At 46.0% G+C, this 22,846-nt stretch carries 22 protein-coding genes; 18 read left to right on the top strand and 4 right to left on the bottom strand.

Translation table 11 applies throughout. The features are described from left to right. Positions 1-62: 62 nt before the first annotated feature. Positions 63-1,187, bottom strand: a complete 1,125-nt coding sequence (gene ald, locus FC652_RS05165) for an alanine dehydrogenase (protein ID WP_176297735.1) — start codon at positions 1,185-1,187, stop codon at positions 63-65. 155 nt (positions 1,188-1,342) lie between these two features. Here ald and lrp point away from each other — a divergent pair, with 155 nt between their 5' ends. The 5 genes from lrp to serS all read left to right on the top strand — a co-directional run bounded on the left by lrp (position 1,343) and on the right by serS (position 8,350). Then, positions 1,343-1,837, top strand: coding sequence for a leucine-responsive transcriptional regulator Lrp (lrp, locus tag FC652_RS05160; protein ID WP_176297734.1), 495 nt, complete (start codon positions 1,343-1,345; stop codon positions 1,835-1,837). 143 nt (positions 1,838-1,980) lie between these two features. Beyond that, positions 1,981-4,926 carry a DNA translocase FtsK gene (locus tag FC652_RS05155; RefSeq protein ID WP_176297733.1) on the top strand — a complete coding sequence of 982 codons (2,946 nt, stop codon included), beginning with the start codon at positions 1,981-1,983 and terminating at the stop codon, positions 4,924-4,926. 72 nt (positions 4,927-4,998) lie between these two features. After that, positions 4,999-5,595 (top strand): outer membrane lipoprotein chaperone LolA, encoded by a 597-nt coding sequence (gene lolA / locus FC652_RS05150; protein ID WP_176297732.1) that lies wholly within the window; start codon positions 4,999-5,001, stop codon positions 5,593-5,595. A gap of 6 nt (positions 5,596-5,601) precedes the next feature. Then, positions 5,602-6,951 (top strand): replication-associated recombination protein A, encoded by a 1,350-nt coding sequence (locus FC652_RS05145; RefSeq protein WP_080608758.1) that lies wholly within the window; start codon positions 5,602-5,604, stop codon positions 6,949-6,951. Positions 6,952-7,042: 91 nt separating this feature from the next. Beyond that, a complete protein-coding gene (gene serS, locus FC652_RS05140) occupies positions 7,043-8,350 on the top strand; it encodes a serine--tRNA ligase (RefSeq protein WP_011080763.1) in 1,308 nt (435 codons plus the stop codon). 61 nt (positions 8,351-8,411) lie between these two features. On the opposite strand, the gene bioA is transcribed toward serS, so the two are convergent. Further along, positions 8,412-9,689 (bottom strand): adenosylmethionine--8-amino-7-oxononanoate transaminase, encoded by a 1,278-nt coding sequence (bioA, locus tag FC652_RS05135; protein ID WP_176297731.1) that lies wholly within the window; start codon positions 9,687-9,689, stop codon positions 8,412-8,414. 141 nt (positions 9,690-9,830) lie between these two features. On the opposite strand from bioA, the gene bioB reads away from it, so the two are divergent. From bioB to bioD, 4 genes are read left to right on the top strand one after another with little or no spacing between them, the layout of a single operon-like run. Next, positions 9,831-10,883 (top strand): biotin synthase BioB, encoded by a 1,053-nt coding sequence (bioB, locus tag FC652_RS05130; protein WP_176297730.1) that lies wholly within the window; start codon positions 9,831-9,833, stop codon positions 10,881-10,883. Further along, positions 10,867-12,024, top strand: coding sequence for an 8-amino-7-oxononanoate synthase (gene bioF, locus FC652_RS05125; protein WP_176297729.1), 1,158 nt, complete (start codon positions 10,867-10,869; stop codon positions 12,022-12,024). Before bioB ends, bioF begins: the two co-directional genes overlap by 17 nt. Next, positions 12,024-12,833, top strand: a complete 810-nt coding sequence (gene bioC, locus FC652_RS05120) for a malonyl-ACP O-methyltransferase BioC (protein WP_176297728.1) — start codon at positions 12,024-12,026, stop codon at positions 12,831-12,833. The genes bioF and bioC overlap by 1 nt, the downstream gene beginning before the upstream one ends. Next, complete coding sequence (gene bioD / locus FC652_RS05115; protein ID WP_176297727.1) at positions 12,830-13,513, top strand: dethiobiotin synthase; 684 nt, start codon at positions 12,830-12,832, stop codon at positions 13,511-13,513. Before bioC ends, bioD begins: the two co-directional genes overlap by 4 nt. Positions 13,514-13,602: 89 nt before the next feature. Here bioD and FC652_RS05110 read toward each other — a convergent pair whose 3' ends face one another. Then, a complete protein-coding gene (locus FC652_RS05110) occupies positions 13,603-13,770 on the bottom strand; it encodes a hypothetical protein (RefSeq protein WP_176297726.1) in 168 nt (55 codons plus the stop codon). A 332-nt stretch (positions 13,771-14,102) separates the two neighbouring features. On the opposite strand from FC652_RS05110, the gene htpX reads away from it, so the two are divergent. The 9 genes from htpX (at position 14,103) to FC652_RS05065 (ending at position 21,298) form a co-directional block, all read left to right on the top strand. After that, complete coding sequence (htpX, locus tag FC652_RS05105) at positions 14,103-14,969, top strand: protease HtpX (RefSeq protein ID WP_176297725.1); 867 nt, start codon at positions 14,103-14,105, stop codon at positions 14,967-14,969. 241 nt (positions 14,970-15,210) lie between these two features. After that, positions 15,211-15,630: a nuclear transport factor 2 family protein gene (locus FC652_RS05100; protein ID WP_176297724.1), complete on the top strand. Its 420-nt coding sequence runs from the start codon at positions 15,211-15,213 to the stop codon at positions 15,628-15,630. After that, positions 15,627-16,352: an SDR family oxidoreductase gene (locus FC652_RS05095; RefSeq protein WP_176297723.1), complete on the top strand. Its 726-nt coding sequence runs from the start codon at positions 15,627-15,629 to the stop codon at positions 16,350-16,352. The genes FC652_RS05100 and FC652_RS05095 overlap by 4 nt, the downstream gene beginning before the upstream one ends. Positions 16,353-16,368: 16 nt before the next feature. Further along, entirely contained in the window at positions 16,369-17,661 is a 1,293-nt protein-coding gene (locus FC652_RS05090; RefSeq protein WP_176297722.1) for an NAD(P)/FAD-dependent oxidoreductase, read from the top strand. Next, complete coding sequence (locus FC652_RS05085) at positions 17,658-18,431, top strand: DUF1365 family protein (protein ID WP_176297721.1); 774 nt, start codon at positions 17,658-17,660, stop codon at positions 18,429-18,431. The genes FC652_RS05090 and FC652_RS05085 overlap by 4 nt, the downstream gene beginning before the upstream one ends. 35 nt (positions 18,432-18,466) lie before the next feature. Next, on the top strand, positions 18,467-19,723 hold the full coding sequence (locus FC652_RS05080) for a cyclopropane-fatty-acyl-phospholipid synthase family protein (protein ID WP_176297720.1): 1,257 nt from the start codon (positions 18,467-18,469) through the stop codon (positions 19,721-19,723). A 4-nt stretch (positions 19,724-19,727) separates the two neighbouring features. Continuing rightward, the gene (locus FC652_RS05075) at positions 19,728-20,243 is read left to right on the top strand and encodes a DUF2878 domain-containing protein (RefSeq protein WP_176297719.1); all 516 of its coding nucleotides are present in this window, start codon (positions 19,728-19,730) and stop codon (positions 20,241-20,243) included. Next, complete coding sequence (locus FC652_RS05070; protein ID WP_045620172.1) at positions 20,200-20,763, top strand: chalcone isomerase family protein; 564 nt, start codon at positions 20,200-20,202, stop codon at positions 20,761-20,763. The genes FC652_RS05075 and FC652_RS05070 overlap by 44 nt, the downstream gene beginning before the upstream one ends. Before the next feature lies 1 nt (position 20,764). Then, positions 20,765-21,298, top strand: a complete 534-nt coding sequence (locus FC652_RS05065; protein ID WP_011150013.1) for a DUF3833 domain-containing protein — start codon at positions 20,765-20,767, stop codon at positions 21,296-21,298. Positions 21,299-21,474: 176 nt separating this feature from the next. On the opposite strand, the gene purB is transcribed toward FC652_RS05065, so the two are convergent. After that, positions 21,475-22,845 carry an adenylosuccinate lyase gene (purB, locus tag FC652_RS05060; RefSeq protein WP_005460028.1) on the bottom strand — a complete coding sequence of 457 codons (1,371 nt, stop codon included), beginning with the start codon at positions 22,843-22,845 and terminating at the stop codon, positions 21,475-21,477. Position 22,846 lies beyond the last annotated feature (1 nt).

Raw genomic sequence — 22,846 nt, 5'->3', positions numbered from 1 at the left:
AATAATAAAAAGGCTCGCGTTTAAGCGAGCCTTTTAATGATAGCGTTGGCAAACGTAATAAATTAGTTGAACGTACGAATGGCTTCCGCCGGGTCAACGTAGTCCAATCCAAAACTTTCAGCAACCTCTTTACATGTCACTTTTCCATGGATGACATTAAGGCCCAACAAAAAGCCTTTATCGGCAAGTAATGCGTCGCGGTAGCCTTTGTTTGCAAGCTTGACAATGTATGGAAGCGTCGCATTGTTTAGTGCGAATGTTGATGTGCGAGCAACCGCGCCTGGCATGTTGGCAACACAATAATGGACAACATCGTCGACAACATAAGTTGGGTCAGCGTGCGTTGTTGCATGTGATGTTTCAAAACAGCCACCTTGGTCGATAGCCACATCAACCACCGCAGAACCCGGTTTCATCTTCGCGATGTGTTCTTTGGTCACAAGTTTAGGTGCTGCCGCACCGGGGATCAGAACCGCTCCGATAACCAAATCGGCTTCTAGAACGTGCTTCTCAATCGCATCTTCTGTAGAATAAACGACTTTAGCACGGCCTTGGAATTCTTCGTCTAACTTACGAAGAGTATCAACGTTGCGGTCAAGGATTGTGACGTCCGCACGTAAGCCAATTGCCATACGAGCTGCGTTAGCACCCACTACGCCGCCGCCAATGACGACAACTTTTGCAGGTTCCACACCTGGTACGCCGCCAAGAAGTAACCCACGTCCACCGTGAGATTTTTCTAGCGTCTGTGCACCAGCTTGGATTGACATTCGACCTGCAACTTCAGACATTGGAGCAAGTAGTGGTAAGCGACCCATATGATCTGTTACAGTCTCGTAGGCAATACAGACAGCTTTGCTCTTGATTAGCTCTTCAGTTTGTGGAAAATCTGGAGCTAGGTGCAAATAAGTAAATAATATTTGCCCCTCTTTGAGCATGGCTCGCTCAACAGCTTGAGGTTCTTTGACCTTTACAATCATTTCTGCTTTGGCAAATACGTCAGCAGCAGTAGGAAGAATGGATGCGCCTACAGCGATGTAATCATCGTCTGAAAAACCGATGCCAGCACCGGCATTGGTTTCGACAAAAACTTGGTGACCATGTGAGATCAGTTCTCTCACACTGGCTGGGATCATACCAACACGGTATTCATGGTTCTTGATTTCCTTTGGAACGCCAATAATCATCCTGACTCCTCGATTTATTATGGTTGTATTGACTATGTGTAGGGTGTAATGTCGAATTTGTGCCTAGTATAGATGTGATGTGGCAAAATTTGATACTGAATATTAAAAAGTTGTAGTATATTTTTTTGCAAGGAAGTAATAAGGTGGAATAAAAAATGGTAGATAACTACAAAAGGCCGTCCAAGGATTTAGACCGTATCGATCGCAATATTTTGAATGAATTGCAAAAAGACGGTCGCATTTCAAACGTAGAACTTTCTAAACGTGTGGGTCTTTCCCCTACACCCTGTTTAGAGCGTGTGCGTCGTTTAGAGCGTCAAGGCTATATTACTGGATACACAGCGTTGCTGAACCCACAGTATCTTGATGCTTCATTACTTGTATTCGTGGAAATCACACTAAACCGTGGTGCTCCAGACGTGTTTGAACAGTTTAACGCAGCGGTTCAAAAGCTTGATGATATTCAAGAGTGCCATCTTGTTTCCGGTGATTTCGACTATTTGTTGAAAACACGCGTATCCGATATGGGTGCTTATCGTAAACTACTTGGTGATACACTACTTCGTTTACCCGGTGTAAACGACACTCGTACCTACGTAGTTATGGAAGAAGTGAAGCAAACCAATCAGCTCGTGATTAAAACACGTTAAATTCTTGTAAGGAAAGTGGCTTAACTCGCTGCTTTCTCTTTCCAAGCGTTGGGTTTTTCCTTTTGATATGGTTAAATCGACTTATGAATTCGAGCGGCATTTGCCGCTCGGAATGTTTCAGTCAAAATGATTCAAGTTGATTTATGTTCAAAGAGAACGCTAAAAAAGTACAAACCATTATTAAAACAAGCGAAGAGGTGCAGTCTCTGCGTCTGAACGGTTTTCAACGACTTAAAGAGTGCTGTCTAATTTTAGGAGTGCTCAGCTCCGTATTTCTTTCTATCTCTTTATTGACCTTTAGCCCCGCAGACCCATCTTGGTCACAAACCTCGTGGGGAGGTGATATCAGTAACGCGGGTGGCCAGTTTGGCGCATGGGTTGCAGATACACTCTTTTTTACTTTTGGCTTACTTGCCTATCCACTGCCTATCTTGCTTATTATCGCAGCATGGATTTTCTGTCGTAAGCGTGAAGAGGATGAGCAGATTGATCTTATGTTATGGGGTACTCGCTTACTCGGTTTAGCGATTCTTATTTTGACCAGTTGTGGTTTAGCAGACATCAACTTTGATGATATTTGGTATTTCTCATCAGGTGGTGTACTTGGTGATGTTCTCAATAGCCTTGCGTTACCAACTTTGAACTTGCTCGGTACCACTCTGGTACTATTGTTTGCCTGGGGAGCGGGTTTCACCCTACTCACAGGCATTTCTTGGTTGTCCATCGTTGAAGGCGTCGGCAGTGTTACCTTAAATGCGTGCCAATGGCTTCTAAATCGAATTCGCGGTGAACAAGCAGAAGTGCTTTCTCCAAAGCTAAATACAATCTCTTTAGACGATGAACTTTCTGAGCCTGTGCGTCAGGAAGGTGTTGCAGTCCCTGAACGAGATGAAAATGTACAGGTAGAGATGGTCGTTGAGCCTCAACCTACTTCAGCTTCTTTTCACGTTCCTGCGCCTCGTAAAGAATACCCCATTCACATGCCTAATACAGTGCAGTATCAAGTGGATTCCGATGACCTAGACAGTTTCCAAGATTCGCCATTTGAAAGGGCCAGAAAGCTTAATGCAACAATTGAAGAGCTTGAACATGAGGCAATGCACGCCAACGATATGCCAGAGCCGTTGATGGAGGAGTTCTTTGACTCTGTCGTCTCGCAGAGCGATGCTGCGCGGTCAGAGAAAGAAGAGACATTGCTAGCGAATCATGACGAAGGCACAGATTTCAATGTCGACGTTGAGGAGTACGAGCACGTTATATCAATGGTGGAGTTGGACAAAATATCTCAAGAAATTGATGAACCTGTCACTGTTGCTTTTACGGAATCGGAACAAGAAATCGTACGACAACCTCGATTAGAGGAAGACATTGAGGTGAGCGCACCGAGTCGACTTGAGACTCCATCACTAGACGCGTCAGTTGACTATTCAGATGAAGAGGAAGAGCCGTCTGTCGAAGATACTCAGGATGACGAAGACCAAGATCAAGATCAAGATGTGGTCGCCTTCCAAAACATGGTCTCTAAAGCGCAGCAAAATATGGCGGCGACGCAGAACCCGTTTTTGATGAAACAGGATACTACGCTACCTGTTCCTAAAGAGCCATTACCGACGCTTGAGTTGCTTTACCATCCAGAGAAACGTGAAAATTTCATCGATAGAGAAGCGCTAGAGCAAGTTGCTCGCTTGGTTGAGTCTAAACTGGCCGACTACAAGATCACCGCGGAAGTGGTTGGGATCTTCCCTGGACCTGTGATTACCCGTTTTGAGCTTGACCTTGCTCCTGGGGTTAAAGTTAGCCGCATTTCGAGCTTATCCATGGACTTAGCGCGTTCACTTTCCGCCATCGCTGTTCGAGTCGTGGAGGTAATTCCGGGCAAGCCTTATGTTGGCCTAGAGTTACCAAACATGAGTCGACAGACTGTTTATCTTTCAGATGTAATTGATAGCCCACAGTTTAAGAATGCAACATCGCCAACGACCGTAGTATTAGGTCAAGACATCGCGGGTGAAGCATTGGTCGCAGACTTGGCGAAAATGCCTCACGTGTTGGTGGCGGGTACCACGGGCTCGGGTAAATCTGTTGGGGTAAACGTCATGATTCTTAGCATGCTCTATAAAGCAAGCCCAGAAGATGTGCGTTTTATTATGATCGACCCGAAAATGCTGGAGCTTTCGGTGTACGAAGGCATTCCACACCTATTAGCGGAAGTCGTCACTGACATGAAAGATGCCTCCAACGCGTTGCGCTGGTGTGTTGGGGAGATGGAGCGTCGTTACAAACTGATGTCTGTGATGGGCGTGCGTAACATTAAAGGTTTTAATGAGAAACTGAAAATGGCGGCAGACGCGGGCCATCCTATTCACGATCCTTTCTGGCAAGAAGGGGATAGCATGGATACGGAGCCACCATTATTAGAAAAACTGCCGTATATCGTTGTCGTTGTGGATGAATTTGCGGATCTCATGATGGTGGTCGGCAAAAAAGTGGAAGAGTTGATCGCACGCTTGGCGCAAAAAGCGCGTGCGGCGGGTATCCACTTGATCCTAGCGACACAACGTCCATCGGTAGATGTCATTACAGGTCTGATCAAAGCGAACATTCCAACACGAGTGGCGTTTACCGTTTCCACCAAAACCGACTCTCGTACCATCCTCGATCAAGGCGGTGCTGAATCGCTATTGGGTATGGGTGACATGCTTTACCTGCCTCCGGGTTCGAGTCACACCATCCGGGTGCATGGTGCCTTTGCCTCTGATGATGACGTGCATGCGGTTGTAAACAACTGGAAAGCGCGTGGTAAACCAAACTACATTGACGAGATCATCAGCGGTGACCAGGGGCCAGAAAGTTTGCTACCTGGCGAACAAATGGAGAGCGATGAAGACCTTGATCCCCTTTTCGATCAAGTGGTTGAACATGTTGTTCAGTCACGTCGTGGTTCGGTTTCTGGCGTTCAGCGCCGTTTCAAAATTGGCTATAACCGTGCGGCGCGTATTGTAGAGCAGTTGGAAGCTCAAGGGATCGTCAGTGCACCGGGCCATAATGGCAACCGAGAAGTGCTGGCTCCTGCACCACCAAGAGAATAATGAACTTTCGTTTAGAAGGAGGAGTCAAAACGTGCAACTCCTTTTAAACCTTAGCCGTAAATAGGGATAAAAATGAAAAAATGGTTAGTTGTATTTTTCCTTAGCGCATCAGCATTGGCAAATCCACAGCAAGAGCTTAATCAGAGATTAGGCATGAATGATGGCTTTAGCGCAAACTTCAACCAAACGGTGACAAGCCCAGAGGGTGAAGTCGTGATGGAAGGGGAAGGCAGCGTTGATATTGCCAGACCAAGCCTGTTTCGCTGGAGTACCTCTTTACCGGATGAAAACCTGTTGGTTTCGGATGGAAAAACCTTATGGTATTACAGCCCATTTATTGAACAGGTAAGCATTTACTGGCAAGAACAAGCTGTACAACAAACACCGTTTGTTTTACTCACTCGTAATCAGTCCAGTGATTGGGAAAACTATCAAATCACACAAGATGGTAATGTGTTCACTCTCGTGCCGAAAGCGGCAGACTCTACCCAGGGGCAGTTCCAAATTGATATTGATGCAAAAGGGATAGTGCATGGTTTTAATGTCATTGAACAAGATGGGCAAAAAGGCATCTTCAAGTTTACCGATATCAAGTTAGGAAAGCCTGCAGCTGCCCGCTTCACCTTTAACATCCCTGAAGGGGTTGAAGTGGATGACCAAAGGAACTAATCGCCAGTGTCAAATTACACCTTAGATTTTTCAGGGGACGAAGATTTTCGTCCCCTTGCTGCTCGTATGAGACCGGAAACGATCGAACAGTACATCGGTCAGCAGCATATTTTAGGCCCTGGTAAGCCATTACGTCGCGCGCTAGAGGCCGGCCACATTCATTCAATGATTTTGTGGGGGCCTCCAGGTACAGGCAAGACAACATTAGCGGAAGTAGCCGCAAACTACGCCAACGCGGAAGTTGAACGCGTCTCTGCGGTCACGTCCGGCGTGAAAGAAATTCGTGCCGCAATTGAAAAAGCACGCGAGAACAAAATGGCGGGTCGTCGCACCATCTTATTTGTGGATGAGGTGCATCGTTTTAATAAATCACAGCAAGATGCCTTCTTACCTCACATTGAAGATGGGACGGTGACCTTTATCGGCGCGACCACAGAAAACCCATCGTTTGAGCTGAACAATGCATTATTGTCACGTGCTCGTGTGTATAAGCTTACGTCACTCAACAAAGAAGAAATCTCACTAGCGTTAAACCAAGCGATCAACGATAAACAACGTGGTCTGGGTAATACACCTGCACACTTTGCTGATAATGTTCTGGAGCGTCTGGCTGAGCTCGTCAATGGTGACGCGCGAATGTCTCTTAACTATCTTGAGCTGCTGTATGACATGGCAGAAGACAATGCTCAGGGTGAAAAAGCGATCACGCTAAAGCTACTGGCGGAAGTAGCGGGGGAGAAAGTCTCTCGTTTTGATAATAAAGGCGACATTTGGTACGACTTAATCTCTGCCGTGCACAAATCCATCCGTGGTTCAAATCCGGATGCTGCACTTTATTGGGCGGCGAGAATGATCGCTGCCGGTTGTGATCCACTCTATATCGCGCGACGTTTGCTGGCCATTGCCTCTGAAGATGTGGGCAATGCGGATCCGAGGGCAATGCAAGTGGCACTTTCCGCGTGGGATTGCTTTACCCGTGTTGGACCCGCAGAAGGCGAACGCGCAATTGCACAGGCGATCGTTTACCTTGCGTGCGCGCCGAAAAGTAACGCGGTCTACACCGCTTGGAAGCAAGCGCTGTCGGATGCACATAATCTTCCAGAGTTTGAAGTGCCTTTCCATTTGCGTAATGCACCGACCGGATTGATGAAAGATCTCGGTTATGGGGAAGGTTATCGATACGCTCATGATGAACCAGGAGCCTACGCCGCTGGTGAACAATATTTGCCTGCCGAAATTGCTGATCGCAAGTACTATCAGCCAACAAATCGAGGCTTAGAAAGCAAAATCGCTGAAAAGTTAGATTACTTGGCTAATTTAGACGCAAATAGCCCACAAAAGCGCTATGAAAAGTAGGCATTTTTGGATACATTTGTTCGGTTAATTTTTTCAACGTGCTCGACAGGATTGGGTGCGTACCTTCACAACAAAAAGCATAGGATTAACAATGCTGGATTCTAAATTACTTCGTACAGAGCTGGATGAAACAGCTGCTAAACTGGCACGTCGTGGCTTTAAGCTAGACGTAGAGACAATCGGTAAACTTGAAGAACAACGTAAGTCCATTCAAGTAGAAGTTGAAAATTTACAATCCACGCGTAACTCCATCTCCAAGCAAATCGGTCAACTGATGTCGGCTGGTGACAAAGAAGGAGCAGAAAAGATCAAGCAACAAATCGGGTCATTGGGCTCTGATTTAGATGCGAAAAAAATCGAACTTGACGCGGTGATGGCACAGTTAGATGACATCATCCTTTCTGTTCCAAACATTCCTGCGGATGAAGTGCCAAATGGCAAAGACGAGAACGATAATCTTGAGATTTCGCGTTGGGGTGAGCCAAAGTCTTACGACTTCGAATTAAAAGATCACGTTGACCTAGGTGAAATGGGTGACGGTCTAGATTTCGCCAGCGCAGTTAAGATCACTGGTGCGCGTTTCATCGTGATGAAAGGTCAATTTGCTCGCCTACACCGTGCAATCGCTCAGTTTATGCTTGATCTTCACACTGAAGAGCATGGCTATACGGAAATGTATGTGCCTTACCTAGTGAACGCAGACAGCTTGTTTGGTACGGGCCAACTACCAAAGTTTGGTAAAGATCTTTTCCACACAGAGCCGCTGACAGAAAAGGCAAGTGATGAAGAGCCACGTAAACTGTCTCTTATCCCTACAGCAGAAGTACCAGTAACGAACCTTGTTCGCGACACGATTTCTGATGAAGCTGATCTGCCGCTTAAGATGACTGCTCACACGCCGTGTTTCCGTTCAGAAGCAGGGTCGTACGGTCGTGACACTCGTGGTCTGATTCGTATGCACCAGTTTGACAAAGTCGAGCTGGTACAAATCACCAAACCAGAAGATTCGATGAATGCACTAGAAGAGTTGACTGGCCATGCTGAGAAAGTGCTTCAGCTTCTAGAGTTGCCTTACCGTAAGGTGCTATTGTGTACCGGTGACATGGGCTTTGGCTCGCACAAAACTTACGATTTGGAAGTGTGGGTTCCGGCTCAGAACACTTACCGCGAAATCTCGTCTTGTTCAAACATGTGGGATTTCCAAGCGCGTCGTATGCAAGCGCGTTTCCGTCGTAAAGGCGAGAAGAAACCTGAACTTGTACACACACTAAACGGTTCTGGTCTGGCGGTAGGTCGTACCATGGTTGCTATTCTAGAAAACAACCAAGAAGCAGATGGCCGTATTGCTATTCCGACCGTACTTCAGAAGTACATGGGCGGCGCAACGCACATCGGTTAATTGATTAACCATAAAAAATATCAAAACCCAGCCACTGTGCTGGGTTTTTTATTATCTCGTGCTAAACAAAACACTCGGCACGCTGAAGTGCGGTTTCAATGGCGTTTACCAATTGTTCTATATGAGCCGGCTCGCTAATAAATGGCGGCATCATATAGATCAGTTTGCCAAAGGGGCGAATCCAAACGCCTTGTTCAACAAACAGGGCTTGGATGGTTTCCATATTCACTGGTCGATGTGTTTCCACTACGCCAATCGCGCCTAACCAACGGGTGTTTTTCACCAAGTCGTATTTTTCAAGTTTTGGCAGTAACTCAGAAAACAGCGATTCAATTTGCTTGGTTTGCTGCTGCCATTGACCTTGCTCTATTAACTCCAAACTGGCAGTTGCAACAGCGCAGGCGAGTGGATTGCCCATAAAGGTTGGGCCATGCATGAAACAGCCTGCTTCACCGCCACAAACCGTATCTGCGACGTGTTTGCTGGTTAAAGTGGCGGAAAGGGTCATGTAGCCGCCGGTCAGTGCTTTACCGACACACAGAATGTCCGGTTGGATATCGGCGTGCTCGCAGGCGAACAGCTTGCCGGTACGGCCAAAACCAGTGGCAATTTCATCTGCGATTAGCAGTAGGCCGTACTGATCACAAAGTGCTCGCACGCCTTTTAGAAACTTTGGATGGTAGATACGCATCCCTCCCGCGCCTTGTACAATGGGCTCGAGAATCACTGCGGCCAAATCTTGATGGTGCTGTTCAATCTTCTGTGCAAAGTCAGTGAGATCTTCTGGCTTCCACTCATCCCAAAAGCCACCAGTTGGTGACTTCGCAAAGATGTGCTCTGGTAAAAAGCCTTTGTAGAGTGAATGCATCGAGTTATCGGGATCGGTGACCGACATTGCTGCAAAGGTATCACCATGATAGCCATGCTGTAATGTCAAAAACTTCGGCCTGCGCTCGCCTTTTGCGTGCCAGTATTGCAAGGCCATTTTTAAGCTAACCTCCACTGCCACTGAGCCTGAATCAGCGAGAAAGACATGCTCTAGGTTGTTTGGCGCCAAAGATAGTAGTTTTTTACACAAACTGATCGCTGGCTGATGAGTGATACCACCAAACATCACATGGGATACTTGATCAATTTGACGATGTGCCGCTTGATTCAAATGAGGGTGATTGTAGCCATGAATGGTCGACCACCACGAAGACATACCATCAATCACTTTACTACCGTCTTCAAACTCTAGATAAATGCCTTCTGCTGCTACCACTGGATAGCAGGTCAGAGGTGTGAGAGTCGAAGTGTAGGGATGCCAGATGTGCTGGCGGTCGAAGGCCAAATCCATAACTATGTCCATGATTAACCTGTGCAATAAATAATCACATGTAAACTTTTGATTATTCCGATTTGTTGACAGTTTATCGAGACTCGGTAGACTGTCAACAAAACTAAAATGACTAGATTAACTATTAAGCAAGGAATACACGTGGAAGTACGTCATAACTGGACTCATGCACAAGTACGTGAGCTGATGGAAAAGCCTTTTATGGATTTGTTGTTTGATGCTCAACAAGTTCATCGTCAATATCATCCTGCCAACTATGTTCAGGTGAGCACGTTACTTTCAATAAAAACGGGAGCTTGCCCAGAAGATTGTAAGTACTGCCCGCAAAGCGCTCGTTATCAAACGGATGTAGGAAAAGAACGATTAATGGAAGTGGAGCGTGTTCTGGATGCCGCGCAAAAGGCTAAAAATGCCGGTTCGACTCGTTTTTGTATGGGAGCAGCTTGGAAGAATCCGAAAGAACGCGACATGCCTCTGCTGACTGACATGATCAAAGGCGTCAAAGATATGGGGCTGGAAACCTGTATGACTCTGGGTATGCTAACGCCAGAACAAGCAAAGCAACTTGCAAGCGCTGGCTTGGATTATTACAACCACAATCTCGATACCTCGCCAGAATATTATGGAAACATTATTACCACCCGCACGTATCAAGATCGTCTAGATACCTTATCTCATGTCCGTGACGCGGGAATGAAGATCTGCTCTGGCGGCATCATCGGTATGGGTGAAAGCGCTAATGACCGAGCAGGTTTGCTTGTTGAATTGGCGAATCTGCCTACTCATCCAGAAAGTGTTCCCATCAACATGCTGGTTAAAGTCAAAGGGACACCTTTGGAAACCGCTGAAGAGGTTGACCCGTTTGACTTCATCCGCCTAATTGCCGTTGCTCGTATTATGATGCCAACCTCTGCGGTTCGCTTGTCGGCAGGGCGCGAGAATATGAATGAACAAATGCAAACCTTATGTTTTATGGCGGGCGCAAACTCTATTTTCTACGGCTGTAAACTACTCACAACGCCAAACCCATCTGAAGATAAAGATATGCTGCTGTTTAACAAGCTGGGTATCAACAGTCAGCAAGTCTCGCAAAAACCCGATGAGATCGCTGAAAATGAACTGTTAGACCGAGTGGTTGAGCGTGTCGCTGCCCGTCCAACAAAAGATGACCTGTTTTATGACGCGAGCGTTTAAATCACGCGTGGTTCAAGCTCTGGAAACAAGACGTGATCAGGGCTTGAATCGTCAGACTTCGGTGATCTTTTCTGGAAACCAAACGGTTTTAGAGCATCAAGGTAAGCGCTATCTCAATTTTTCTGGCAATGACTATCTCGGTTTGGCCAATGACCAGTCGTTGATACATGCTTGGCAACAAGGCTTAAGTCTATACGGCTGTGGAAGTGGCGCATCGCCGTTGGTGACGGGTTACACGCCCGCCCATAGTAATTTAGCTGCCTCTCTGTGTGACTGGCTTGGTTATGAAAGTGCGGTGTTATTTGGCTCAGGATTTTCGGCCAATCAAGCGGTGTTGTTCAGTTTACTGGAGAAAAGCGATTTATTGCTGCAGGACAAGTTAAATCATGCTTCGTTAATGGAAGCTGGCATGCTTTCTCCTGCGACAATGAAACGTTTTAAGCACAATGACCTCTCTTCGTTAGAAGGGTTGTTAAAACAGGCCTCATCTCCGAAGTTGATCGTCACTGAAGGCGTTTTTAGCATGGATGGCGATCGCTCACCGATAGCACAGATTGCGTTGTTGGCTGCACAACATAACGCTGCACTGATGGTGGATGATGCACACGGTATTGGCGTTCTCGGTGAAGAAGGGCGAGGCAGTTGCGAAGAGGTAGGTATCAAACCAGACATCCTCGTGGTGACTTTTGGTAAAGCTTTTGGTCTCTCTGGGGCTGCGGTTCTTACCGATCAAGCAACAGGGGATTATTTTACGCAACTTGCACGACATCATGTTTATTCTACTTCGATTCCACCTGCCCAAGCCTTTGCGCTTACCCATGCGATAGAGATGATCAGACAGCAATCGTGGCGACGAGAAAAACTCCACGAGTTGCAACAGCAGTTTGACGCGCTATTGGGTGAGCACAGTAGTTTTGTGGCCACCGCAACACCTATTAAACCTTGGATTTTAGGTGATAGCCAAACTGCGCTAAATGTTGCCACACGCTGTCGTGAGCAGGGGATATGGTTGACGGCAATCCGTCCGCCGACTGTGCCCCAAAACAGTGCTCGTTTAAGGATTACCTTGTCGGCAAATCACAAGAAAGAGCATGTTCAGACATTAGCGAAGTCGTTACTAATGAACTCTGGGGAGATGTAATGGAACAGGCACAGTTGTATCCCTCTTTTGATGATACTCAGGCAGACAAGTTGGCCATTGCGCAAGCTTTTGGTAAAGCGGCCAAAACCTATGATCAACATGCCGCGTTTCAGCGTGATGTCGGACATCGATTGCTTGCCAAGTTACCGGAAGATTTATCAGGTTGGAGAGTGTTAGACCTAGGTTGTGGTACGGGCTATTTTTCTCAGCAGTTACAACAAAGGGGCGCGAGAGTAGTTTGCGCTGACCTTTCGATAGAGATGTTGGCGCAATCCGCAGCGAGATGCGGTGAAGAAAACGTCGCCTACCGGTTAGCGGATGCAGAATCCCTGCCATTTTCGGACAATGAATTTGATGCTGTTTTTAGCAGTTTGGCCTTGCAGTGGTGTGATGATTTATCGGTGCCGCTGAGGGAAATGAACAGAGTAACAAAGCCGCAAGGGCAGATTTTGTTCTCGACTTTGTTGGATGGCTCACTCAAAGAGCTTAAACACGCTTGGGCGAAAATTGATACATATCAACACGTCAACCGTTTTATCTCTACCAATCAGGTAAAAATTGCGTTAGCGCAATCTCATAGTCATAACCATCACTTAGACTTGACCGATATCACAGTCTGGTACGAATCAGCGTTTGCAGTGATGCGTGACCTCAAGGGGATCGGCGCAAATCACGTGAGCGGTCGCTCACATGGTTTAACAACACGACAGGCGCTTCGAAGTGTTGAGCAAGAGTACCAGACATTTCAGAACCATCTGGGTCAAGTACCGGCAAGTTATAAGGTTTGTTTAGGGGTTATACAGTTATGATGAAGGCATTTTTCATTGCAGGTACGGATACCGATGTGGGCAAAACCGTGGCATCGAAAGCCATTCTTCACGCATTAGCGGCCAAAGATCTGCGTACGATTGGCTATAAGCCTGTCGCAGCAGGGAGTGACAAAACCGCAGAAGGTTGGCGAAACTCGGACGCATTGCATCTGCAAAAAGCCGCAACTGTTGAAGTGGCTTACGATGACATCAATCCCTACGCATTAGAGTTACCCGCCTCTCCACATATTGCAGCCAAGCATGAAAGCGTTGAGATTGATTACCAAGTACTAAGTGACAAACTTGAACAGCATAAAGAGAATGCTGACATTGTTTTGGTTGAAGGTGCGGGTGGGTGGCGTGTTCCGGTATCGGATACCGACAGTTTATCAACCTGGGTGAAGCAAGAGAATTTACCCGTAGTGCTTGTCGTTGGGATCAAGTTGGGTTGTTTGAGTCATGCGTTACTCACAGCGGAAGTGATCAAATCAGACGGTTTGAACTTAGTAGGTTGGGTGGCGAATCGTGTCAATCCTGGCACCGAGCATTACGCCGAGATTATTGATATGTTGGAAGAACGATTGGCAGTGCCAAAGTTGGGCGAAATCCCATACATTCCAAGTGCGAAGCGCAAGGATTTGGGTAAGTATATCAATGTCGATGCGTTAGTTGAGCTCTAAGTTCCGTTGAGTGTTTAGCGAGACAACTCAAAAGGGCTGCAATTTTCATTGCAGCCCTTTTGCTTTCCATTACAAGCAGAGTTCTTCGCTTACTTGTTTTGAACTAAGCCCATCAGTGCTTGTTGGGTATCAGAAATCTGACGAGCAACCTGCTGCTCTGTCGAAATACCGAGCTGTTGCTTTGCTTCTTCTTCCGTAATCCCTAGGTGACAGCACAATAAATCAATAGCCATTTGATAGTTGTTAGCTTCTACCATGATCATGTCCTTTGTTAACATGGAATGAGGTTTGTCCCGCCTTTGCCAAACTTTTTAAAGTAGGCTTTAACATTGGTGTCGGAACAAGATTAAGTTCTGCTATTGAAAATAGCATGAAGTACGAGAAGCACAATAAGACAAAAGTCTAACCCACAGGAGGGTGTGTATAGCAAACTAACGTGTTTCCGATGTTATTGAGTCGCGCAACTTGGTAAACAAATGTTGCAATTTATCGCTTAACCTTGTTTTTAAACAAATTAGACTATATCTATTAGCAAAAGAGGTCAGTGTTACTGGCGTTCACTATAAATAAGCTTCTTTGGAGAAAAGTAATGAAGCGAGTCATGTTGTTTTTGATTACCAACCTTGCTGTGGTTTTAGTCCTCAGCGTCGTGTTGAACATTGTTTATGCTGTAACTGGAATGCAGCCAGGAAGCCTCTCAGGTTTATTGGTGATGGCTGCGGTATTTGGCTTTGGTGGTGCACTTATCTCCTTGATGATGTCAAAGGGGATGGCACTGCGCTCTGTTGGCGGTATGGTGATCGAGAGTCCTCGTAACGAGACCGAGCACTGGCTGTTGCAAACGGTAAGCCGTCAAGCTCAACAAGCGGGCATTGGTATGCCAACTGTTGCTATTTATGACTCACCAGACATCAACGCATTTGCGACAGGTGCAAAACGTAACGATTCTCTGGTGGCGGTGTCAACAGGATTGCTGCATAACATGACACGTGATGAAGCTGAAGCGGTGCTGGCACACGAGGTGAGCCATATTGCCAATGGCGACATGGTGACCATGACGTTGATGCAGGGTGTCGTGAACACTTTTGTTATCTTCCTATCTCGTTTTATCGCAAATATCGTTTCTTCAAACAACAGTGACGAAGAAGGCGAAGGGTCAAACATGATGGTCTATTTCGCGGTTTCTATCGCGCTTGAGCTGGTGTTTGGTTTCCTCGCGAGCTTCATCACCATGTGGTATAGCCGTCATCGTGAATTCCATGCCGATGCGGGTGCCGCTCGTCTAGTTGGTAAAGAGAAAATGATAGCGGCTCTAGAGCGTCTAAAAATGAGCCAAGAATCAAAACTGGATGGCACCATGATGGCATTTGGTATTAACGGTAAGCAATCTCTAACGGAACTGCTTATGAGCCACCCGCCGCTAGACAAACGTATTGCAGCGCTACGTAACTTCTAATGTTATTGAGTAATCACGAGCGTGGATAATAGCTTCCAATGGGAGCAACCTTCTTGTGAGTAATGATGAACGAAAGGCTTGGAGAAAACTCCAAGCCTTTTTTGTTGGAGGCATGATCCAAATAGTCTTAGTTAACGTATTACCGCATGATATACAAATTTAATTGTGTAACTGATGTGGGCTAGTCTACGTTTTATATGTGGCTAATTTTTAATACTTTAACTCTTGTGGAGTTGGCAATATGGATGTGATAGCGGTTAGCAATGTCTACCAGTCATTGAGTAAATCAAATTTAGATCTTTTAGCCGATGTCTATCACCAACAGGTCGTATTTGAAGATGCGGCGCATCGGCTTGAAGGTTGGTCTGCGCTTAAGGACTACTTCCAATCATTGTATGAAAATGTGATTGACTGTCGCTTTGACATTCATGAACACCAGCAAGTCGACCAATCTGGCTTTCTTACGTGGACGATGACACTAAAGCATCCGAAGTTGAAAAAAGGGGAGGCGGTAAGTGTGAAAGGCGTCTCCCATTTGAAGTTTCATGAGGGCAAAGTGATATACCACCGCGACTATTTTGACCTTGGCGAAATGCTCTATGAAAACCTTCCGTTACTGGGTGGGATCATTCGGGCCATAAAGCAGAGGTTAGGGCAATGAACTCAGTGCTCATTACCGGTGCGACATCAGGGATTGGCAAGCAGCTAGCGAAAGATTTTGCTGATGAAGGTGCAAAAGTGATTGCATGTGGGCGCAATCGTCAAGTTCTCCAAGAGCTAGAACATTATTCCTCCGCCATAGCAACGATCAGTTTTGATGTCACGGATTACCAGCAAACGCGAGAGGCATTATCGGTGCTGCCCTTTATACCAAACGTTTGGCTATTTAACGCTGGTGATTGTGAATACATGGACGATGGCATCGTTGATGCCCAATTGATGCAACGTGTGTTCAGCGTCAATGTTTTTGGTGTGGTGAACTGTATCGAGGCCAGCCAAACCCATTTTCAACTTGGACACAAGGTGGTGATTGTCGGCTCTATTGCTTCGGAACTCGCCCTGCCAAGAGCGGAAGCGTATGGCGCGTCTAAGGCTGCGATTGGGTATTTTGCGCGTAGCTTGTCGCTCAATCTTCAAGCCAAGGGCATTGATGTTGTCACTGTCTTTCCTGGTTTTGTTTCCACTCCGCTGACGGACAAAAACACGTTTGCCATGCCGATGATCATCACGGTTGAACAAGCCTCAAAGGCGATTCGGCAACAATTGGCATCCGGGAAGCAGCACATCTATTTTCCCGCTCGGTTTACCGCTCTTATTCGGTTACTTGCGTTACTGCCTTACCGTTGGCAGAAGGCGTTAGCTTCAAAATTAATTGCCCAATAAATTCAAAGGATAATGTATGAAAATTGCAATAATAGGTACAGGCATCTCCGGATTAACATGTGGCTACCATCTGCACAAAGCGCATGACATTACACTGTTTGAAGCCAATGATTACATTGGAGGGCATACGGCGACGATCGATTTTGCACTCAACGGTAAAGACTACTCGGTCGATACGGGGTTCATCGTCTATAACGATCGAACCTACCCCAATTTCATCAATATGATGGATGAAATTGGTGTGACTGGGCGTGCAACCCAAATGAGCTTTAGTGTTCGCAATGACAGCAATGGACTGGAGTACAATGGCCACACGCTGGCGACACTGTTTGCCCAAAAAAGGAACTGGTTTAAACCGCAGTTCTACAGTTTTATTTTTGAAATTCTGCGCTTTAACAAACTGGCAAAAGCGTCTGCGAAACATAACGATATTGCCCAACAAACACTTGGGGAATTCTTAGATACACATGGCTTTAGTGACTATTTTAGCGACAACTATATCTTGCCGATGGGGGCTGCGATTTGGTCATCGACCTTAGCGGATATGCGTGCATTTCCGCTTACGTTTTTTCTACGTTTCTTTCTCAATCATGGCCTTCTTGATGTCACCAACCGACCACAGTGGTACGTGATTGATGGTGGCTCAAAAGCTTATATCCCGCCACTAACGAAGGACTTCTCTGATCGCATTCGTTTGAACTGTCCAGTTGAAAAAGTGATCCGTGACTCAACGGGTGTCACATTATATGTGGCAGGAGAAGCACAACGTTTTGATCACGTTATTTTTGCCTGTCACAGCGATCAAGTGATGTCGCTATTGGAGGATGCTTCCTGTGATGAAGCCTCGATTTTGTCGCGTATGGCATATCAAGCCAACGAGGTTGTTTTGCATACAGATGACAGCTTGCTGCCTCGCAGAAAGGCTGCGTGGGCATCGTGGAACTATTTACTCGATGGTAAGGAAGGAGAAGACACACGCTTACCTTCGTTAACCTACAACATGAACATTCTCCAGCACATTGAAGCAGAACATACGTTTTGCGTGACGCTCAATAGCAGCGACAAGATAGACGAAGACAAAGTTATCCGTAAGTTTGTTTACCACCATCCGGTATTTACCACAGAGTCGATCGCGGCACAGCAGAGACGAGATGACATTCAAGGGCGAAATCACACATGGTTTTGTGGTGCGTATTGGTACAACGGATTCCATGAAGATGGCGTTCGCAGCGCCTTGGATGTGGTGCGAGGCATCAACCTTGTGCAAGCGAAAGAAGAGGCGACTTCTTTTCACCAAGGGGCGGCGTGAGCATGGCCATCAGTAGTCGTCTGTTTGTGGGTAATGTTCGGCACCGCCGCTTTACCCCAATAGAGCATAGTTTGAATTATCAATTGTTCATGCCAGCGATCGACTTGGACGAGTTAACGCAGCTTGAAAAAGAAGTGTGGGGGTTTGGCACTCGCTGGTGGCATTGGGCGCGATTTAAACGCAGCGACTATTTAGGGGAGGGCTGCCTCAAACGCGCAGTGCAAGAGAAAATCACAGAGCTCACCGGAGAGTCAGTCAGCGGTAGGGTTATCGCGGTGTGTCACCTACGCTATCTTGGGCTCTACTTTAGCCCGGTTAATTTCTACTACGTTTTTGATGAGAAGAAACACTGGCGCTATTTACTGGCGGAAGTCAGTAACACACCTTGGAATGAGCGTCATTATTACGCTATTTCTGCGGATGAACATGACTCGTCTTTTGGCTGGAAACAGACCAAAGCATTTCACGTTTCGCCCTTTAACCCCATTGAACAGTCTTATATTTGGCGACTTAAACCGCTCAGTGAAAAGTTACATATTCATTTGGAATGCCACAAAGAAAATAAACAGTTTGATGCCACTATGGCGATGAGCGCAGAGCCATTTTCTAGTAGCAATTTGCTAAAACGACTGATCGTAACGCCTATTCAAACAGTAAAAGTGTTGGTAGGGATTTACTGGCATGCGTTCAAACTGTGGAAAAAAGGTGCACCATTTTACTCGCATCCCAAATACCGCTCTCCAGCCAACCGGACTGAGAGTAACAACTAAACTGTGAAGAATAATAAAGTTAGGGAGAATTCTGCATGTTAAATACTTCTTCGATGGCATTGACCTCTCCATTATCTACGGCACAAAAGGCGGCTAGGACTCTGATATTTAAATGCTTACAACGCATGGAAATCGGCACTTTAACAGTCATTGAAAGTTTTCAAAGTGACACTCAAGAGCGTAGTGAACGCTTTGTAGGGGGCCACAATCACAAGCCGGGTGTGGCAATTAGCGCAACAATAGAAGTCAAACACCCGGCATTTTATTCGCGTTTAATGCGGGGGGGCAGTATTGCAGCGGGTGAAGCCTATATGGATGGTTGGTGGGACAGTCCAGATTTAACTTCGTTAATGAAATTAATGGCGCTCAATCTGAATGCATTAGATGGATTAGAAAATCAAAGTAGCTGGGTCACCAAACTGCTGTACAAACTCAGTCATTGGAGCAATCGAAATACGCAGGAAAACTCGCGTAAAAATATTCATGCCCATTATGATCTTGGTAATGACCTCTACAGAGTATTCTTGGATGAGAGAATGTTATATTCGTCAGCCCTTTATCGCTCGGATAGTGAATCATTAGAGCAAGCACAAATAAATAAAATGGATCGCTTGTGTCAGCAATTGCAATTAAAACCCAGTGATGAGGTGATTGAAATCGGCACAGGTTGGGGGGCAATGGCGATATACATGGCGGAAACCTATGGATGCCGGGTGACAACCACGACGATTTCAGATGAGCAATATGACTACGTAAAACAACAGATTGCAGAAAGAGGTTTGACTGAGCGTATTCAGTTATTGAAGAAAGATTATCGAGATTTAACTGGGCAGTTTGATAAATTGGTTTCTATCGAAATGATAGAGGCGGTAGGTAAGCAATATTTACCTTCTTACATCAAGGTGTGCCAGTCGTTATTAAAACCTGGTGGTTTGATGGCAATACAAGCGATTACCATCGCCGACCAACGTTACGAATATTACAGTAACAACGTCGATTTTATTCAAAAATACATTTTCCCAGGTGGATTTTTGCCGTCAGTGACTTCACTGGCGCAAGCCACGACCCAATACAGTGATTTAGTGATTAGGGATTTGTTTGATATTGGGATGGATTACGCAAAAACATTACAAGAATGGCACCGACGTTTTAACCACGCTGAAGAGCAAGTCAAAAGACTAGGGTATGACGAGCGATTCATTCGTATGTGGCGTTACTACCTTAGTTATTGTGAGGGGGGATTCTTAGCTCGTAGCATCAGTACCGTACACATGACGCTTCAAAGAGCCTAGTATCATGGCTCTTATTCTCGCCTCTGTTTGGTTCAATCTCGTTTGGTTTATGGCGGTTATTGGCACTGAGCAGTGGCAATGGGTCACACTTTGCTTTGCCTTGATGACATTAGGGTATCAGTACCGAGTAGACCCAAAAACCTGGAAACCAACGCTTTTGATTGCCGTGGTCGGCTGCCTAGTCGACTCGCTCAATCAATACCTCTCAATTTTTCAGTTCACGTCGACTTTCTTACCCGTTTGGCTTTTAAGCTTATGGGTAGTTTTTGCTTGGTACGCTTATCAAGTGAAAAGAATTTTGCTCCGTTTTGCTCCGTTTTACGTATTAACAGTAGGTGCATTGGGGGGCTGCTTAAGTTACTACGCAGGTTATAAACTCAATGCGGTGGCTTACGGTTACAGCGTGTTGATAACGGCATCAATTGTGTTTTTAGAATGGGCAATCATCACGCTCTTTATCATTAAGGTTCTTCGCCATGATGAGAAAAGCAAGTTGTGTCATTCGGAGTACGTTTCTTAGTATTTTGCTAGGTTTTTCGTCTAGCTCGTATGGTCAAACAGGAGCAGCAGACATTGAGACTTGGCAGCAGTGGCAGACCGTTGGGGAGGCACGATTGAGCTGGTTTGTCTTTGATATCTATGATTCTAAGTTGGTTACACCAAATGGTGAGTTCGAGGTGAACGCAGATGTTACGCCACATCCCCTCGCCTTGGAGATTCGATACTTACGCGATATTTCACGTGAGGATCTACTCAGTGCAACGGAAGAGCAGTGGCAAAAAATGGGTATCACAGCGAAAAAACCGTGGAGAGATAGCCTCGAGCTGATTTTTCCCAACATCAAAAAAGGCGACAAACTGACCTACATTACTGATGGAGAAAAAGGGCGTTTGCTTTTTATTCGACATGACAGTGACAAAGCTGAAGTGGCCGGTGATGTGGCTGATCAGGAGCTTAACGATGCTTTCCTCGCGATTTGGTTATCGCCAAAAACTCAATATCCCTCTTTGCGAGCAAAATTAATCGGATGGAATCAATAAGATGAACAAACATAATGTTTTTATCGTTTTGCTTGTTATGACATTGAACGTTTTGGTCGGCTGTTCGAGTGACCTTAAGGACTACCAGCAAGCATCCCCAAAATTTGAACTGTTTGAGTATTTTTCTGGAAATGTGAAAGCTTGGGGCATGGTGCAAGACTATAGCGGTAAACAAACCAGACGCTTTGAGGTTGAGATTGTTGGTTCTGTTGACAATAACACACTGACGCTCGTTGAAGATTTTGTTTTTGACGATGGTGAGATTGATCAGCGCATTTGGCGGATTACCCGATTGTCCGATGGTCTCTATCAAGGTGAAGCTGATGATATCATCGGAGTCGCTGAGGGAATGGAGCTGGGTAATGCACTGCAATGGCGCTATGATTTTGAACTGCAAGTCGATGGTTCAAGCTTGACGGTATCCTTTGATGATTGGCTTTATCGCCAAGATGAAAAGCATGTGTTTAATCTCACCAAGATTAAGAAGTTTGGCGTAGAGGTAGGGACAATTACGTTGTTTTTCCAGAGGCAATAAAATAGTTAGGAACGCTGCGCTCCGAGATACGGGAACGCTTCGCTTTAGGAGTCTAGCCTTATCTCTTCGCCCTAAAGAAAGAAAGGGTTGACGCTTTCACGTCAACCCTCACAATTATCCGATTCTCGATTCTCGATTCTCGATTCTCGATTCTCGATTCTCGATTCTCGATTCTCTTACAGCTTGTCTGTCAGCTCGATAGCTTGACCGATGTAGTTTGCTGGCGTCATCTCTTTTAGACGTGCTTTCTCGTGCTCAGGAAGCTCAAGACCGTCGATGAAATTACGCATTGCTTCGCCGTCTACACGCTTACCACGAGTTAGCTCTTTTAGCTTCTCGTATGGCTTCTCAATGCCGTAACGACGCATAACGGTTTGTACTGGCTCTGCAAGTACTTCCCAGTTCTTGTCTAGTTCCGCAAGAAGCGCGTCACGGTTGACTTCCAGTTTGCTGATGCCTTTAAGCGTTGATGTGTAAGCGATGATTGCGTAGCCAACACCCACACCAAGGTTACGGAGAACTGTTGAGTCCGTCAGGTCACGTTGCCAACGAGAGATTGGCAGTTTTTGTGCTAGGTGACCAAACACTGCGTTCGCAAGACCTAGGTTTCCTTCAGAGTTTTCAAAGTCGATTGGGTTAACTTTGTGTGGCATGGTTGAAGAACCGATCTCGCCAGCAATGGTTTTTTGCTTGAAGTGGCCTAGTGCAATGTAACCCCAAACGTCACGGTCGAAGTCGATCAGAATCGTGTTGAAACGTGCCACAGCATCGAATAGCTCTGCGATGTAGTCATGTGGTTCGATCTGCGTGGTGTAAGGGTTCCAAGTAACACCGAGAGATTCAGTGATGAACTCTTCAGAGAATTTGTGCCAATCGAGCTCTGGGTAAGCAGAAAGGTGTGCATTGTAGTTACCTACCGCACCGTTGATTTTCGCTAGGATCTCAACGTTTTCGATTTGCTTGTATTGACGCTCCATACGGTACGCCACGTTTGCCATTTCTTTGCCCATTGTCGATGGAGAAGCTGGCTGACCGTGTGTACGAGATAGAAGAGGAATGTCACGGTATTCAACAGCAAGTGCTTTGATTGCGTCAATCAGGTTGCGAATTTCTGGAAGAATGACCGTCTCACGTGCTTCTTTAAGCATTAAAGCGTGTGAGGTGTTATTAATGTCTTCAGAAGTACAGGCAAAATGGAAGAACTCGTTAACAGCGTGAAGCTCAGGAACGTCAGCGACTTTCTCTTTTAAGAAGTATTCCACCGCTTTAACGTCATGGTTAGTAGTACGCTCGATCTCTTTGATGCGTAATGCGTCTGCTTCAGAGAAGTTAGCAGCAAGATCGTCGAGGAATTGGTTTGCTTCTGCGCTGAACGCTGGCACTTCTGCAATTTCAGCAGTAGCAGCAAGCTTTTGTAGCCAGCGGATTTCAACGATAGTACGGTACTTTAGTAGACCGTATTCACTGAAAATTTCGCGTAACGCAATTGTCTTGCTTCCGTAACGGCCGTCTACTGGTGAAACAGCAGTCAATGCTGACAGTTCCATG

This window comes from Vibrio sp. 05-20-BW147 (assembly GCF_013369385.1).
Lineage (GTDB): Bacteria > Pseudomonadota > Gammaproteobacteria > Enterobacterales > Vibrionaceae > Vibrio > Vibrio floridensis.
This window is presented reverse-complemented; position numbering and strand designations above follow the sequence as displayed.

Bases quoted from the DNA above. Each gene is read 5' to 3' on its own strand.
- FC652_RS05080 (WP_176297720.1), top strand. From the start codon at position 18,467: ATGTTAAATACTTCTTCGATGGCATTGACCTCTCCATTATCTACGGCA.
- FC652_RS05100 (WP_176297724.1), top strand. From the start codon at position 15,211: ATGGATGTGATAGCGGTTAGCAATGTCTACCAGTCATTGAGTAAATCA.
- FC652_RS05065 (WP_011150013.1), top strand. From the start codon at position 20,765: ATGAACAAACATAATGTTTTTATCGTTTTGCTTGTTATGACATTGAAC.
- purB (WP_005460028.1), bottom strand. From the start codon at position 22,845: ATGGAACTGTCAGCATTGACTGCTGTTTCACCAGTAGACGGCCGTTAC.
- FC652_RS05070 (WP_045620172.1), top strand. From the start codon at position 20,200: ATGATGAGAAAAGCAAGTTGTGTCATTCGGAGTACGTTTCTTAGTATT.
- lrp (WP_176297734.1), top strand. From the start codon at position 1,343: ATGGTAGATAACTACAAAAGGCCGTCCAAGGATTTAGACCGTATCGAT.
- serS (WP_011080763.1), top strand. From the start codon at position 7,043: ATGCTGGATTCTAAATTACTTCGTACAGAGCTGGATGAAACAGCTGCT.
- bioA (WP_176297731.1), bottom strand. From the start codon at position 9,689: ATGGATTTGGCCTTCGACCGCCAGCACATCTGGCATCCCTACACTTCG.
- bioD (WP_176297727.1), top strand. From the start codon at position 12,830: ATGATGAAGGCATTTTTCATTGCAGGTACGGATACCGATGTGGGCAAA.
- bioF (WP_176297729.1), top strand. From the start codon at position 10,867: ATGACGCGAGCGTTTAAATCACGCGTGGTTCAAGCTCTGGAAACAAGA.
- FC652_RS05075 (WP_176297719.1), top strand. From the start codon at position 19,728: ATGGCTCTTATTCTCGCCTCTGTTTGGTTCAATCTCGTTTGGTTTATG.
- lolA (WP_176297732.1), top strand. From the start codon at position 4,999: ATGAAAAAATGGTTAGTTGTATTTTTCCTTAGCGCATCAGCATTGGCA.
- FC652_RS05110 (WP_176297726.1), bottom strand. From the start codon at position 13,770: ATGGTAGAAGCTAACAACTATCAAATGGCTATTGATTTATTGTGCTGT.
- FC652_RS05095 (WP_176297723.1), top strand. From the start codon at position 15,627: ATGAACTCAGTGCTCATTACCGGTGCGACATCAGGGATTGGCAAGCAG.
- FC652_RS05090 (WP_176297722.1), top strand. From the start codon at position 16,369: ATGAAAATTGCAATAATAGGTACAGGCATCTCCGGATTAACATGTGGC.
- bioC (WP_176297728.1), top strand. From the start codon at position 12,024: ATGGAACAGGCACAGTTGTATCCCTCTTTTGATGATACTCAGGCAGAC.
- htpX (WP_176297725.1), top strand. From the start codon at position 14,103: ATGAAGCGAGTCATGTTGTTTTTGATTACCAACCTTGCTGTGGTTTTA.
- ald (WP_176297735.1), bottom strand. From the start codon at position 1,187: ATGATTATTGGCGTTCCAAAGGAAATCAAGAACCATGAATACCGTGTT.
- FC652_RS05155 (WP_176297733.1), top strand. From the start codon at position 1,981: ATGTTCAAAGAGAACGCTAAAAAAGTACAAACCATTATTAAAACAAGC.